Source organism: Cryobacterium sandaracinum (assembly GCF_004403415.1).
GTDB lineage: Bacteria > Actinomycetota > Actinomycetes > Actinomycetales > Microbacteriaceae > Cryobacterium > Cryobacterium sandaracinum.
The window spans coordinates 83,677-97,094 of the sequence record NZ_SOGO01000021.1 but is presented as its reverse complement, the minus strand read 5'-3'; the positions used below and the strand labels follow the sequence as shown (position 1 = coordinate 97,094).

The following is a 13,418-nucleotide window of genomic DNA, read 5'->3' as shown; positions in this document are numbered from 1 at the left end:
AGCTCGACCAGCGGTTACCTGCCGTCGGGGCCAGTGCCTCGAGCGTCGCGGTCGGTCGGACCGTCCCCGCGACCGAGGTGTTTGTCCGCCGCCGCTCGGGCATCCTTGATCTTGTCGGCGTGCTTGTTGCCGGTGACCTTGTTCGCGGCGGCGGCGCCCCCGTCGAGGATCTTGTCGGCGATCTTCTCGCCCTTCTCTGTTTTGAGGAACTCCTGCGCTTTGCGGCTGATGTCGTTGAAATTCACGGGGTGCTCCGATCTGGGGCTGTTGAGGTTCATGTCAAGGCTAGTTCCTGGGCGATTCGGGATCAACTGGCCCCGCAAGTCGGGCACGAAAAAAGGGCCGGCCCCGAAGGACCGACCCCATTTTCTGAAGGGGACTACTTGACGATCTTGGTCACCGTTCCGGCGCCGACGGTGCGGCCACCTTCACGAATGGCGAAGCCGAGGCCCTCTTCCATGGCGATCGGCTGGATCAGCGCGACGTTCATGTCGGTGGTGTCGCCGGGCATGACCATCTCGGTGCCCTCAGGCAGCGTGATGACGCCGGTGACGTCCGTGGTGCGGAAGTAGAACTGCGGGCGGTAGTTCGCGTAGAACGGGTTGTGACGCCCACCCTCATCCTTGGACAGGATGTACGCGGTGCCCTCGAAGTCGGTGTGCGGCGTGACCGAACCCGGCTTGACGACAACCTGGCCGCGCTCGACGTCTTCGCGCTTGGTGCCACGAAGAAGAAGGCCACAGTTCTCGCCGGCCCATGCCTCGTCGAGCTGCTTGTGGAACATCTCGATACCCGTGACCGTGGTCTTGATGGTCGGGCGGATGCCGACAACCTCGACCTCGGAGTTGATCTTGAGGGTTCCTCGCTCGGCGCGGCCGGTGACGACGGTTCCACGACCGGTGATCGTGAAGACGTCCTCGATCGGCATCAGGAAGGGCTTGTCCTTGTCGCGGACGGGCTCCGGGAAGTAGTCGTCGACAGCCTTCATGAGCTCAAGGATGTTGCCGACCCACTTCTCGTCGCCTTCAAGCGCCTTGAGTGCGGAAACGCGCACGACGGGAGCATTGTCGCCGTCGAAGCCCTGGGCGGAGAGGAGTTCGCGAACCTCGAGCTCAACGAGCTCGAGGATCTCTTCGTCGTCAACCATGTCGGACTTGTTCAGTGCCACGAGCAGGGACGGCACGCCGACCTGCTTCGCGAGCAGGACGTGCTCACGGGTCTGAGCCATCGGGCCGTCAGTAGCGGCAACCACAAGGATCGCCCCGTCCATCTGAGCAGCACCGGTGATCATGTTCTTGATGTAGTCAGCGTGGCCCGGTGCGTCTACGTGCGCATAGTGACGCTTTTCGGTCTCGTACTCAACGTGCGAGATGTTGATCGTGATACCGCGCTGGCGTTCTTCCGGAGCAGAGTCGATCGACGCAAAGTCGCGCTGAACGTTCGTCTTGGACGGGTACGTGTCGGCAAGGACCTTGGAGATCGCTGCAGTCAGCGTGGTCTTTCCGTGGTCAACGTGACCGATCGTTCCGATGTTTACGTGCGGCTTGGTCCGCTCGAACTTGGCCTTGGCCACTGTGGGTCCTCCTCAGGACTCATGGCTCCATCGACCGCTGGTTTGCGGCCGGTGAAACTGCTGGATTTGTGTACTTATGCTACTCGGGCCGGGAGGCCGAAGCGATTTGGGCCCGAAGGCCCGGAGAGACCGGAAGCCTCAGGCTATTCGCCCTTGTTCTTCTGGATGATCTCTTCGGCCACGGCCCGGGGGACCTCCGCGTAACTCTCGAAGGTCATCGAGTACACCGCGCGGCCCGAGGTCTTCGACCTCAGGTCACCGATATATCCGAACATCTCCGACAGCGGCACGTTGGCGCGAATTACCTTCACGCCCTGAGCGTCCTCCATGGTCTGGATCTGTCCACGACGCGAGTTGAGGTCGCCGATGACGTCGCCCATGTACTCCTCGGGCGTACGAACCTCGACGGCCATCAGCGGCTCGAGCAGAACAGGGTCAGCCTTACGAACGGCTTCCTTGAAGCCCATCGAACCGGCAATCTTGAACGCCATCTCCGAGGAGTCGACATCGTGCGCGGCGCCGTCAAGCAGGCTTGCCTTGACGCCCACCATCGGATAACCGGCCAGGACGCCAACGTGCAGCGCATCCTGGATTCCTGCGTCCACCGAGGGTATGTACTCCCGGGGGATGCGGCCACCCGTGACCTTGTTGACGAACTCGTAGCTCTTCTCGGCAGTGATCTCGAGCGGCTCGATCGCGATCTGAATCTTCGCGAACTGCCCGGATCCACCGGTCTGCTTCTTGTGCGTGTAGTCGTGACGCTCGACCGCCCTGCGGATGGTCTCGCGGTAGGCGACCTGAGGCTTGCCGACGTTGGCTTCGACGTTGAATTCACGTCGCATCCGGTCGACCAGGATGTCCAGGTGAAGTTCACCCATTCCCTTGATGACCGTCTGACCAGTTTCCTGGTTCTGCTCGGTGCGGAAGGTCGGGTCTTCTTCGGCCAATTTCTGGATCGCAAGACCCAGCTTCTCCTGGTCCTGCTTCGTCTTCGGCTCGATCGCAACCTCGATGACCGGGTCAGGGAACGTCATCGACTCGAGCACGACCTGCGCGTTCGGGTCGCACAGGGTGTCGCCTGTGGTGGTGTCCTTGAGGCCGATGACCGCGTAGATGTGACCGGCGGTCACGAAGGCCACCGGGTTTTCCTTGTTGGCGTGCATCTGGAAGATCTTGCCGATGCGCTCCTTCTTGCCCTTGGTCGAGTTGACGACCTGGGCGCCGGAGTCAAGGTGACCGGAGTACACGCGAACGTAGGTCAGACGACCGAAGAACGGGTGAACGGCGACCTTGAACGCGAGGGCCGTGAACGGCTCCGTCGCGTCGGGGTGACGCATGATGACCTTTTCCTCGTCGCGCGCGTCGTGGGCCTCGATGGCCGGCACGTCGAGCGGGGTGGGGAGGTAGTCGACGACTGCGTCAAGCATCGGCTGAACGCCGCGGTTCTTGAACGCGGAACCGCAGAGGACCGGATAGATCTCGCTGGAGACCGTGAGCCCCCGAATCGCGTGCTTGATCTCGGAGACGGTGAGCTCTTCGCCGGAGAAGTACTTCTCCATGAGGTCGTCGTCGGTCTCGGCGACGGTTTCAAGGAGCAGCTTGCGGTATTCCGCGGCCTGCTCGGCAAGGTCGGCCGGGATCTCTTCGATGGCGTACTTGGAGCCCATCTCGACGTCACCCTTGGAGTCGCCGCGCCAGGTCAGTGCACGCATTTCGACGAGGTCGACAACACCCTCGAAGGTGTTCTCGGCGCCGATGGGCAGCTGGATGACGAGCGGCTTCGCGCCAAGGCGCTTGACAATGGTGTCGACCGTGTAGAAGAAGTCGGCGCCGAGCTTGTCCATCTTGTTGACGAAGCAAATGCGGGGCACGTCGTACTTGTCGGCCTGGCGCCAGACGGTCTCCGACTGGGGCTCAACGCCCTCCTTGCCGTCGAACACTGCGACGGCGCCGTCGAGGACTCGGAGCGAACGCTCCACCTCAACGGTGAAGTCGACGTGGCCGGGGGTGTCGATGATGTTGATCTGGTTTGAGGCCCAGAAACAGGTCGTCGCGGCAGACGTGATGGTGATGCCACGTTCCTGCTCCTGCGCCATCCAGTCCATGGTCGAGGCGCCGTCGTGCGTCTCGCCGATCTTGTGATTGACACCCGTGTAGTACAGGATGCGCTCAGTGACGGTGGTCTTGCCAGCATCAATGTGAGCCATGATGCCGATGTTGCGGACCTTACTCAGGTCGGTGAGCACGTCAAGTGCCACGGGGGTCCTCCGGAAGTTTGCTTGTGAATCTTGGGGCGAAACAGGGCATCCGGTCGCCGGGCCCATCGAGATCTGCTCTCGACAAGCCCGGATTCCGGAGCGCGACTACCAGCGGTAGTGAGCGAAGGCCTTGTTCGCCTCGGCCATCTTGTGCGTGTCCTCGCGGCGCTTCACAGCGGCGCCGAGGCCGTTGGATGCGTCGAGAATTTCGTTGGTGAGACGCTCGGTCATCGTCTTCTCGCGACGAGCCTTGGCGTAGCTGGTCAACCAGCGCAGAGCCAGGGTGTTGGCGCGGTGCGGCTTGACTTCGACGGGCACCTGGTAGGTGGAACCACCGACGCGGCGCGAACGCACCTCAAGGGTCGGGCGCACGTTGTCGAGTGCCTTCTTCAAGGTGACGACGGCATCCGCACCGTTCTTGGCAACGACGCCTTCGAGTGCATCGTAAACGATGCGCTCGGCGAGGCCCTTTTTGCCGTCGAGGAGGATCTTGTTGACGAGCTGGGAGACGATGGGGGCGCCGTATACCGGGTCAGCGATAACGGGACGCTTGGGCGCTGGGCCTTTACGAGGCATTACTTCTTCTCCATCTTGGCGCCGTAGCGGCTGCGAGCCTGCTTGCGGTTCTTGACGGCCTGGGTGTCCAGTGCGCCGCGAACGATCTTGTATCGAACACCGGGGAGGTCCTTCACACGACCACCGCGGACGAGCACCATCGAGTGCTCCTGCAGGTTGTGACCCTCGCCGGGAATGTAGGCGGTGACCTCGGTACCGTTCGACAGCTTGACGCGGGCGACCTTGCGGAGGGCCGAGTTCGGCTTCTTCGGCGTGGTCGTGTAAACACGGGTGCACACGCCGCGCTGCTGGGGGTTGGACTTCAGGGCGGGCGCCTTGGTCTTGGTGACCTTGGGGCTGCGGCCCTTTCGTACCAACTGCTGAATGGTGGGCACTAATTACTCCTTGTTTGTGCTGCACGGTGACAGCTCATTGATGGTTAGCATTCGAATCGCTCCGTTTCCGGCCCGATCGAGTTCATCTGGACCCACCGAAACACGCGGAATGAGTTTCGCGGGCTGTAGTGGGTATGCCGTGGGGGCTGCTCGGAGAGCACACCCTGTGTGAGTGCCACATCAAGGCGCCTAAGGTGCGGCACGACAAGATCGCGGTGGCATGACTCAAGCGCACGACAAAGCGCACACCTCGAAAGGATATCCCGGGGGTGACCGCTGGGTCAAATGGATCACGCGGCCCCAGGGGTTCGTTCAGGTGTTGTTCACGGGCCGCGCGGCCAGAGCGGGGAATCGAGCGCGGTGTCGAGGTCGGCGAGGAGAGCGAGCACCCAGGGTTCGGCGAATTCGGTGACGGCGCTACGCATCCGTTCACGGTGCCGGGACAGTTCGGCGCAGACCCGACCGCCGACCAGTGCCGCGTGTTCGTCGGCGCGTGTGACCTCGGCGCGGATGGCCGCCTTCTCCTCGACGGTCAAGGGAAGCGGGTCAACGGGCAGGGCCACGGATGCCTCGGGCCGGGCGAGTTCGGCGAAGGTGAAGAGGTAGGGGGCGTCGGGCATGGCCGGCGGGTCGAGGTCGAGGCCGGTGTAGGCCGGGTCCAGACCCTCAGCGGGGCGGTAGGTCAACGCGGCCTGCTTGCGCTCCTCGTTCAGGCGGATCTCCCGGAGCAGCAGGGGGAGGTGCGTCTCGGTGAACTCGTCGACCTCGGCGTCGATCAGGTGCTTCAGGCGCATGGCGAGGGCGTGCTGCACGGCGTGCGGGACATCCGTGGCGAGGCCGGCAGCGGCGATGACCGGCGACCCGAAGCAGGTGCGGCACAGGCGTGAACGGCCGCGATGCGTGCCCGGGCGCCAGCGCGGCAACCAGTTGAGCCAGTCGTCAACCTGTTGGCTGACCCGCAACTCGATGGAACCGCCCATGAAAGATAAGGGTACCCGATCGGAGTGCTCCGCAGTCAGCGACTTTCAGGCCGGCGGTGTTTCAGTCTTCGCCTTGCTCCCACGGCCATTTCGGGGGGCCGCGTTCGGGCATCCGTGAGGCGAGGACCAGCGAGTAGAGCAGGGTGACGATGAAGGAGAGGATGCCGGTGGTCACCGCGAACGGGCCCAGCAGCACGGAGGCTGCGAACCCGACGCTATCGCCCGGGAGCCCGGCGGTGTCGGCCGGCACCCCGGTGCCGAGCGCGTAGAGGACCCCGCCCACCAGAACGAAGACGACAAGCGCGGCGACCCCGGTGCCGAGGGAGTACCCGACGGCGATCCGCTGGTTCTCCGGTCTGGTGCGCAGCCCGAGCAGCAGCATCAGGGTGAACACCAGCACCACGGCGGCGGCGGTCATGAACGGGCCGACGAGAGGTCCGGCGTTGGGGTCACTGATGACATCCGTGTCGGTCAGCAGGCTGATCATTCCGAAGGCGGCGACGAGGAGCGCGGCAAGGAGCACTGCCGCGAAGACGGCGACGACCGTCGCGTACTTCTGGTAATTTCGCATCGCTCCCCCTTGATGGCGTACCTGCTGGGGCCCGGCACGCTGAGCGCCGGGCGTCGACCGACTAGTTGCTGCGGATGCCCTGCGGTCCGGCGGCGAGGACGCGGTCGTATTCGGCCTTCGCTGCAGCGTTGCGTTCGGTGACGGCACGGCCGTTGCGGGCGATCCAGGCGCCGGCCCAGATCGGCACCTCGCGGGCGACGACCGCAGCGGCGATGGCCCCCGGGTTCAGCCACTGCTGGCTGATGAAGCGCGCCGCCTGGTCGGGCGTGAAGTTCCAGGCCTGCACGCTCAGCAGCGCCGCCCCGATGTAGGAGAAGTAGACGACCACGGCCACCAGGAAGCCGAAGAGCACGTAGGCCCACCAGCCGCCGCGGTTCACGATAAGCACCAGAAGGGCGAACGCGACGAAGAAGAAGATGACCGGCACGTAGAAGATGGGCAGCACGATGAAGTCGGTGAACTTCGAGGCCGTGTCCGCAATGGACAAGCTGCCGATGCCGGACAGCACGAACGCGACCACGGCGTAGAGGGCGGCGAAGATGACGGTGGAGAGCAGGGCGATCAGCACGCCGGGGCCGCGGTTGCTCTTGTAGCGGGGAGCGGTCGGCGCCTGGATGTAGACGGGGGGCTGCGCCGTGGTGTTCGTGGGGGCATAGGCCTCGGCGGGCGGGGCCTCTGATGGGTTCTCGCCGGGCTCGATGCGCCGGGTCTCGGCGGTGGTGTTCACCGGGGCGATGTTCACGGAGGCGGCGGGCACGTAGGTGGGCGTCGCGGGCTCGCGGGAGGTCGCGGGGGTGTCATAGGAGATCGGCTCGCCGACGGGGGTGGCCGGGTAGTGCGCCGGTGTCTCAGTGGCAGCATCGGTCGCGTCGCCGGACTCGGCCGGAGCGGAGTGGGAGCCGGTGCCGGTGTAGTCGGGGGCATCCGTGCGCTCTTCATGGCCGGCGTAGTCGACCGGTTCAGGCTCGTTGTCGTGGTTGCGATTGCGGTTGCCCTCAGGGGACGATGTGTCGCTCATGGTGCGCTCCTTGTGGTTGGCCGTGACGATCAGCCATAACTTTAGCAATGTGTGCCCCCCAGCTGAGGGAGGCTCGACCGGACGGGGCGCTGTGTCGAGTCAAGTCGAGCTAGCCTGCGGGGGTTGCTGCGACGGAAGCCGGATTGAGCAAGACGTAGACAAAAGCAGAAATTTTGGCGGTCGAGATGTCCGGCGATACGGTCGTCGTCTCAATTGACGTCACCAGTGCGAGGCGGTCGCCCTTCTGGAGACCGTCGAGGTAATCCAGAAGCTTGGAGTAGTTGCCCTCGATGGAGACCGTGATCGGCACAGCCACGAAGTTTTCCCCTGTGATGCCTGCAGGGGCCACCGGGAGGGTAGGAGCTGCGGCGGCAGCGGCCGGAGCAGCCGCAGCTGCAGCCGTGTCCTCACTGACGGTTGCCGCTTCTTCCTCTGCAACGGGAGCTTCGGTGGCCACAGGAGCAACCGGCGCCTCGGGTGCATACCGCTCGGCATCGCCGACGGAGAAAGCCGTCAGCCTGACCTCGTTTTGGCTACTCAAGGCATCGAGCTGGCTCAGGAAGGCTGGGATCTCTGCCCCATCGGGGACGGCCTTCCGAACAGACGCCAGGTCATTCTTGAGTGCGCCAATGCCCTCAAATTGCTTCTTGAGCGCCGAGAGACGCTCGTCAGCGTCCGCATTCTGTTGTTCGACGAGGAGGCGATCTGCGTTCGCAGCACTCGCCGTCTTCAAATTCGGGGAAATGCCCACCATCCAGCCGAGGAGGATGGTGACCCCCATTAGTGCTATTACGCCGAGCACCCAGAGTCGGTTCCGATCCACGGTTACTTCTCCTCAGCGTCGGCGAAGCGTTGTGAGAACGCTTCCTCGTTGATGTGCAGGACCAGATTCACTTGGTAGGTACCCAGATCGGTCTGTGTGATCGTGCCCGGAGTTCCATCTTCATAGCCGGGCAGGTCCTTCAGCCCTGTGAGCCACGCAGGGGCTTCGGGCAGATTCGTGCTGGTGAGGTCGAGTATGAGTGTTGCCACTCGGGCGCCCTGCAACGGCACAGTCGCCTGGTCATATAGCGACAGCGGCGATGCAGAGTTCACCGTTACGGCGTCGATGGTCACGTCCGTGGGCAGAATGGTCCGCACGCTTTCGAGGTACTCCTTCCAGTCGATCTCGGTGGATGCGCCCAGCCGGCGTGCTGAGATCGCCAGGTCGACCTCGTTCTGAACGTTGCGCGCCTCGACGTACTTCGACTGCTCGGCCAGGAGTTCGATTGTGCGGTCCTGCGCTAGAACCAGATTGTCCTGACTTTGCATCACGAGCCATGAAGAGCCGGCCACGCCCGCCAAAGCAAGGAGGACCACAAGAACGACGGAGGCACCGAGGTTTCGCCGCAGGGCTTTGCCTCGTCGTCCTGCGGCCACTTCGGGAGGAAGAAGGTCTACGCGCGGCTCTGCTCCCAGCACCAGCTCGTCGGTGACGGATGAACGGCGGCTCATGCCTGGCTCCCCAACGCGAGACCCAGCGCGACAGAAAATGCACCGCGCGACTGTTGCAGGGCTTGCGCGGTGACACCTTTGCCCAGTGCAACCGCCGCGCTCGGGTCGGCCGAGAAGACCGGCATCCGTGTCATTTCGCCCAATGCCTTGGCAAATCCATTCAGCTGGGCACCGCCACCGGTCAGCACGATGCGGGTCACCGGCAGGTTCTGCCTGGTGTTGACGAAGTAGTTGACGGTGTTGCGCAGGCTCGTGAGCAACTCTGTTGTCACCTCGGAAATGATTGTGTCGGCCATCTGGTTGTCAGTCACCGACGCGGAGTGCAGGCCCTGCGTTCGCTTCAACGCTTCTGCCTCCTCCGCCGTGATTCCCAGGCGAAGGACGAGCGCCTGTGTCAGGTCGCCTCCACCGGCCGGTATGAGGCGCACGAACTGCGGGACGCCCGCCCGTGTCACGACTACCGTCGTCGTCGCGACGCCGACGTCGATCTGCACCACGGCATCTTCGGATTTGGCCCCGCGATAGATGACTCGACTCAAGGCGAACGGGATGAGGTCGACTTCAACCGGGTTCAACCCAGCCAGCTGCACGGCCTTCACGTTGCTCTGAACCGCTTCCTTGATTGCGGCGATCAGCAATCCATTGATTTCCGGACCATTCTCACCCTCGGTCTCGGAGATCGGGTAAAAGTCGAGCAGAGCGTCGGCTACCGGCACGGAAAGCATGTCCTGCACCTGGAAGGGCAGCGATTCGCGGATGCGTTTGATCGACATTTTAGGGACGGTCAGGTCGCGGGCGAGCACCCGATGGTTTCCCATGCCGAGCACGACGTTCTTGCTTTTGAAGCCACCGGACGACCACAGGCTCTTGATCGCTGCCGCCACCGTATTGGGTTCGACGACCTCGCCGCGATTGACTGCCCCCTCCGGCAGCCCGACCTCGTGGTAGCGCACCAAAGTCGCGTTGTCGTTGCCCGCATTGCTCACCTCGACGGCTCTCAGACCGGCCGTGCCGATGTCGATTCCTACGATGTTCGCCGTCATTGCGTCTCCTTCGAGGGCCGTGTCATGATGCCAAACCAAAGAGTGAGAGATATCCATTGGCTATCTGTTCACCATAGAAGATTCCGAGCCAGGCGCCCGCCAACATCCAGGGGCCGAAGGGGATGCCGCTCTTGCGGTTCGCCTTGCGTGAGATCACCAGAAGAAGCGCGAAAAAACCACCAAGTAGGAAGGCGGCGAAGCCGCCCACTGCGAGTTCTCCCCAGCCGAGCCAGCCCAGGTGCAGGCCGAGTACGCCGGCGAGTTTCACGTCGCCCAGCCCCATGCCGGCCGGGTAAGCCAGTGCGAGCAGCAGGTAGACGCCGAAAAGGGCCGCCGCACCGACCAGGGCGCCGAGAATTCGACCCGTCTCACCAGCAAGCAGCGCCGCCGCCGCCAACAGCATGGCGGCGACAGGGTATGCCGGCAGCACGATGCGGTTCGGGAGAGTGTGGGTGTCGAGGTCGATCATCGCGAGCGAAACGCTCACGCCCGCCAGATACAGGAACGCCACCAGCGTGACAAGTACCCCTGCCATCGCTAGCCCGGTGGTCGAGCCTGTCGAGACCCCCGACAGCACCCACACGGCCACGCAGGCGAAGAAGACCGCCGTTCCGAGCTCAACAAGCGGATATCGCGCCGAGATGCGCACCTTGCAATCCCGGCATCGTCCGCCCAGTACCAGCCACGACAGTACGGGAACGTTATCCCAGGGGCGAATGCGCCTCCCACAGCCACCGCAGGCACTCGAAGGTGACACAATCGACCGCCCCGCAGGAACTCGGAAAATCACCACGTTCAAGAACGAACCGATCAGGGAGCCGAACAGTCCAGTGCCCGCGACGAACAGGCTAATCACTCGTTTCCCGGTCGCGCAGGCTGATCCGTTCGCCGAGGTGCGCGGGAACCGGAGGAACATAGGGGTTTCCCGAAAGGTCGACTCCGGGCACGCCGACGGGAACGAAGGTGAGTTTGGCCTGCTGGCCGAACTCGACCTCGCCGCCGTAGATCTGCCCTCGCCAGCCGTCGCGGTCGCTGTAGAACTTGCAGGGCGTGTATGCCATGACGGATACCTCTGGCGCGATGTCAGTCTCACTGCTCATTGTGATGTTCCCAGACGGCGCGACACAGGTCGGGAGTCCGTCCGCACTGTTGCTGTCCGGGACGTAGAGCCACAGTTTCCGTGCGGTCGTGTCGCTGGAAAGAACCTTGAGTTTGGTGAAGGCGAAACTATTGGCGGCCAGGGCAACGTGTGTCTGCAGCGTGAGAGTCTTGACGTTAGAGTCGGTCGAGATGCCCGCTGCACCGCACTTGGTCAGCGTGTTGACGACGGTTGGTACGGTGAGGGCGGACAAGTCCGTCCACGCGGGCTCAACGCCGCTGATCACGCACGGGCCGTTCCAGACGAGTTCCTGGAATCCCTGTGCTGCCCAGGTTGTCGAGGAGAACGGTGCTGGGTATGGGATCTCGCTCCAGTTGGGGACGGCTGGAACAGGAGGAGGGACCAATCCGGTGACATTCTGGGTTTTGGCACCGACGATGGTGCCGAGATTGGAGATTGTTCCACTGGACTGCACGAAGCCGTTGACTTTGGAATTGTTCGCCACCCTAGCGACGCTCGTTGCGCTTCCGGCAACGGTGACATTCCCCTTGACCGTGGAACCGGGGCTGCTCGTTACGCTCACGTTCCCGCTGGACAGCAGGCTCCCGTTCACTGTGGCACCATTCGCGACGGAAATGACATTTGATCCTGCGGCGACTCCCTGACCTGCGGCGATGACGTCGCCTTGAACGAGACTCGCGCCACCCTCCAAGGTGACGTACTTGGCAACGTGGATCGTGCCCGAGACGGTGCAATTGTCGAGTGACGCAAAGCCGTTACCGAGAATGAGGTTCCCGGCGATCTTGGCTCCGTTCGTGCAGATCGCGTTGCCGTTTTTGATCTGAACGTCAGCCGCAACGGTGTTGACGGCGGAGTCGAGGGTGAAGTTCTTGAGCACACCCGAGATGGTGTGGGCGTAGACCGCGGAGCCGATGGTGGGAATTGTTACCTGGGTGGGAATGTAGGTGTAAACCGCTTCGAGCACGCTGTCGTCACCCGAAGATGCACCCGAGACCCCGTTCGCCTGCGCGAATCCGGTTGAGATGATTTTCACCTTTGTGGAGGCGCTGGTAGGGCAGCCGGTGACCCAGCCAGTTCCCGGGTCGATCTGAACCTTGGTGTCGTACTTCGGCACAGCTCCCGATGCGGAGCTGTACAAACCGCTGCGTGCACTGCAACTTTCTGGCCCTGTCGAGGTCTGAAGGCCGACCATCGTAACGTCGATGCCTGCCTCGGCGGCGGCGCGGGACTGGACTGACGCTCGCGCGGAGCTCGTGGCACCTAGTCCGTTCAGCGTCGCCGCTGTCACCGTGAGAGCGATGATCGCTGTAACGGCCATGACGCCGATGACAGCCAATAGAGTGCTGCCCTGCTCATCGGACGGTGACGGTCGAGAGGTGAAAGACGAACGACTCATAAGCATGTCGGCACACTCTCCACAGCATCAGGCACGGGTTGACGACTCAATGCAGACGTCTTAATGAGCACGGAGTTGCCTCCGTCGTCTCTCACTTGCATTGCGAGGTCGAGCTGTCGGCCCGTGAGGGTGAAAACGGTCGCTCCAGAGATCGGCTGAATACCAGTACTCAGAAGCGTCCACGTCGCAACGTCAGTCGGGGTCGGCGTGGGGATAGTCGTTCCTGAAGTCGTGTATCGCACTTCACCGTTGCCGAAGTACCAAGCCTGACAGCGCCAGATGGGATCGATACCCGCGCCAACGGTTCGCGCCTTCAGAAGTTGCGTGCCTGCGGAGGGGACGATCAATTGCATGGAACTTGCGTTTCGAATTCCCTGCGTGACGGACTTTGAGACCAATTGGCCGGTGCTACTGGCTTGAGAGGATTTCCGCACAGTGCCTTGTGCGGAAAGCGAGCTGATTAAGAGGCTTCCAACAATAAAGAGCACTACGACTGAGAGCATTGAATAGATGATCAATTCGATGAGGCTAACGCCTTTATCACCACTGAGAGGGAGGCCGCGCACAGCACTCATGGGGTGGCCGACTTGACGTAGACCAGAGTTGTCGCCTCGGCCATCACCTTGACGTCGCCTGCTTTGGTAACCCAAGCCCTAACACTGATCACCCCAGGATAGGTTCCGGGACAAGGGCCCACCAGACGGTGCGGCTGAAAAACTGTACCTCCGGACAAACCCGAGGTAGCGACGGACGCGTCATCGAACGCACCTACTTCGGCGCAGTTCGGAGCCACCGCACGAATCGCGTCGAGTTGCTGACTCACTAGCTGACTAGCTGAGGCAATGGTCGAACTCAGAACCGTGGTTTTCATTGCCGTGATCAGAAGAGGCAGAAATGCAATGGTCAACAGCGAGAGTAGGAACATCGAAATCACGATTTCAATCAAACCGAAGCCGCGCTCGTGCCGGTCGTTGTGCCCAGCCTGCGAGGCCTGAATTGTCATCACGGTCGAGGT

General features: G+C 62.8%; 14 protein-coding genes. All 14 read right to left on the bottom strand.

Going from position 1 to position 13,418, the window contains the following annotated elements; translation table 11 throughout:
* Window positions 1-14: 14 nt before the first annotated feature.
* The 14 genes from E3T25_RS06925 to E3T25_RS06860 all read right to left on the bottom strand — a co-directional run bounded on the left by E3T25_RS06925 (window position 15) and on the right by E3T25_RS06860 (window position 13,406).
* Window positions 15-245: an Rv0909 family putative TA system antitoxin gene (locus E3T25_RS06925; RefSeq protein ID WP_134511889.1), complete on the bottom strand. Its 231-nt coding sequence runs from the start codon at window positions 243-245 to the stop codon at window positions 15-17.
* A gap of 134 nt (window positions 246-379) precedes the next feature.
* Window positions 380-1,573, bottom strand: a complete 1,194-nt coding sequence (gene tuf / locus E3T25_RS06920; protein ID WP_104100973.1) for an elongation factor Tu — start codon at window positions 1,571-1,573, stop codon at window positions 380-382.
* Between the two features lie 143 nt (window positions 1,574-1,716).
* On the bottom strand, window positions 1,717-3,831 hold the full coding sequence (fusA, locus tag E3T25_RS06915; protein ID WP_104100974.1) for an elongation factor G: 2,115 nt from the start codon (window positions 3,829-3,831) through the stop codon (window positions 1,717-1,719).
* A 105-nt stretch (window positions 3,832-3,936) separates the two neighbouring features.
* On the bottom strand, window positions 3,937-4,407 hold the full coding sequence (gene rpsG, locus E3T25_RS06910) for a 30S ribosomal protein S7 (RefSeq protein ID WP_066597688.1): 471 nt from the start codon (window positions 4,405-4,407) through the stop codon (window positions 3,937-3,939).
* The gene (gene rpsL, locus E3T25_RS06905; protein WP_055811472.1) at window positions 4,407-4,781 is read right to left on the bottom strand and encodes a 30S ribosomal protein S12; all 375 of its coding nucleotides are present in this window, start codon (window positions 4,779-4,781) and stop codon (window positions 4,407-4,409) included. Before rpsL ends, rpsG begins: the two co-directional genes overlap by 1 nt.
* Window positions 4,782-5,104: 323 nt before the next feature.
* A complete protein-coding gene (locus E3T25_RS06900; protein WP_134373314.1) occupies window positions 5,105-5,761 on the bottom strand; it encodes a spermidine/putrescine ABC transporter substrate-binding protein in 657 nt (218 codons plus the stop codon).
* 61 nt (window positions 5,762-5,822) lie between these two features.
* On the bottom strand, window positions 5,823-6,332 hold the full coding sequence (locus E3T25_RS06895) for a DUF6121 family protein (protein ID WP_104194972.1): 510 nt from the start codon (window positions 6,330-6,332) through the stop codon (window positions 5,823-5,825).
* A 61-nt stretch (window positions 6,333-6,393) separates the two neighbouring features.
* Window positions 6,394-7,350, bottom strand: a complete 957-nt coding sequence (locus tag E3T25_RS06890) for a hypothetical protein (RefSeq protein ID WP_134373312.1) — start codon at window positions 7,348-7,350, stop codon at window positions 6,394-6,396.
* Window positions 7,351-7,459: 109 nt separating this feature from the next.
* Window positions 7,460-8,131: a hypothetical protein gene (locus E3T25_RS06885; RefSeq protein WP_134373310.1), complete on the bottom strand. Its 672-nt coding sequence runs from the start codon at window positions 8,129-8,131 to the stop codon at window positions 7,460-7,462.
* A gap of 44 nt (window positions 8,132-8,175) precedes the next feature.
* Complete coding sequence (locus tag E3T25_RS06880) at window positions 8,176-8,844, bottom strand: hypothetical protein (protein WP_134373308.1); 669 nt, start codon at window positions 8,842-8,844, stop codon at window positions 8,176-8,178.
* Window positions 8,841-9,887, bottom strand: coding sequence for a type IV pilus assembly protein PilM (pilM, locus tag E3T25_RS06875; RefSeq protein WP_134373306.1), 1,047 nt, complete (start codon window positions 9,885-9,887; stop codon window positions 8,841-8,843). The genes E3T25_RS06880 and pilM overlap by 4 nt, the downstream gene beginning before the upstream one ends.
* A 22-nt stretch (window positions 9,888-9,909) precedes the next feature.
* The gene (locus E3T25_RS06870; RefSeq protein ID WP_134373304.1) at window positions 9,910-10,803 is read right to left on the bottom strand and encodes a prepilin peptidase; all 894 of its coding nucleotides are present in this window, start codon (window positions 10,801-10,803) and stop codon (window positions 9,910-9,912) included.
* Complete coding sequence (locus tag E3T25_RS06865) at window positions 10,736-12,121, bottom strand: hypothetical protein (protein WP_134373302.1); 1,386 nt, start codon at window positions 12,119-12,121, stop codon at window positions 10,736-10,738. Before E3T25_RS06865 ends, E3T25_RS06870 begins: the two co-directional genes overlap by 68 nt.
* A gap of 853 nt (window positions 12,122-12,974) precedes the next feature.
* Complete coding sequence (locus E3T25_RS06860) at window positions 12,975-13,406, bottom strand: type IV pilus modification PilV family protein (protein ID WP_241980709.1); 432 nt, start codon at window positions 13,404-13,406, stop codon at window positions 12,975-12,977.
* Between the last annotated feature and the right edge of the window lie 12 nt (window positions 13,407-13,418).

Coding starts and splice junctions, on each gene's coding strand:
- pilM (WP_134373306.1), bottom strand. CDS start 9,887: ATGACGGCGAACATCGTAGGAATCGACATCGGCACGGCCGGTCTGAGA.
- rpsG (WP_066597688.1), bottom strand. CDS start 4,407: ATGCCTCGTAAAGGCCCAGCGCCCAAGCGTCCCGTTATCGCTGACCCG.
- E3T25_RS06890 (WP_134373312.1), bottom strand. CDS start 7,350: ATGAGCGACACATCGTCCCCTGAGGGCAACCGCAATCGCAACCACGAC.
- E3T25_RS06885 (WP_134373310.1), bottom strand. CDS start 8,131: ATGGGGGTCACCATCCTCCTCGGCTGGATGGTGGGCATTTCCCCGAAT.
- E3T25_RS06895 (WP_104194972.1), bottom strand. CDS start 6,332: ATGCGAAATTACCAGAAGTACGCGACGGTCGTCGCCGTCTTCGCGGCA.
- E3T25_RS06860 (WP_241980709.1), bottom strand. CDS start 13,406: ATGACAATTCAGGCCTCGCAGGCTGGGCACAACGACCGGCACGAGCGC.
- E3T25_RS06870 (WP_134373304.1), bottom strand. CDS start 10,803: ATGTTCCTCCGGTTCCCGCGCACCTCGGCGAACGGATCAGCCTGCGCG.
- E3T25_RS06880 (WP_134373308.1), bottom strand. CDS start 8,844: ATGAGCCGCCGTTCATCCGTCACCGACGAGCTGGTGCTGGGAGCAGAG.
- E3T25_RS06900 (WP_134373314.1), bottom strand. CDS start 5,761: ATGGGCGGTTCCATCGAGTTGCGGGTCAGCCAACAGGTTGACGACTGG.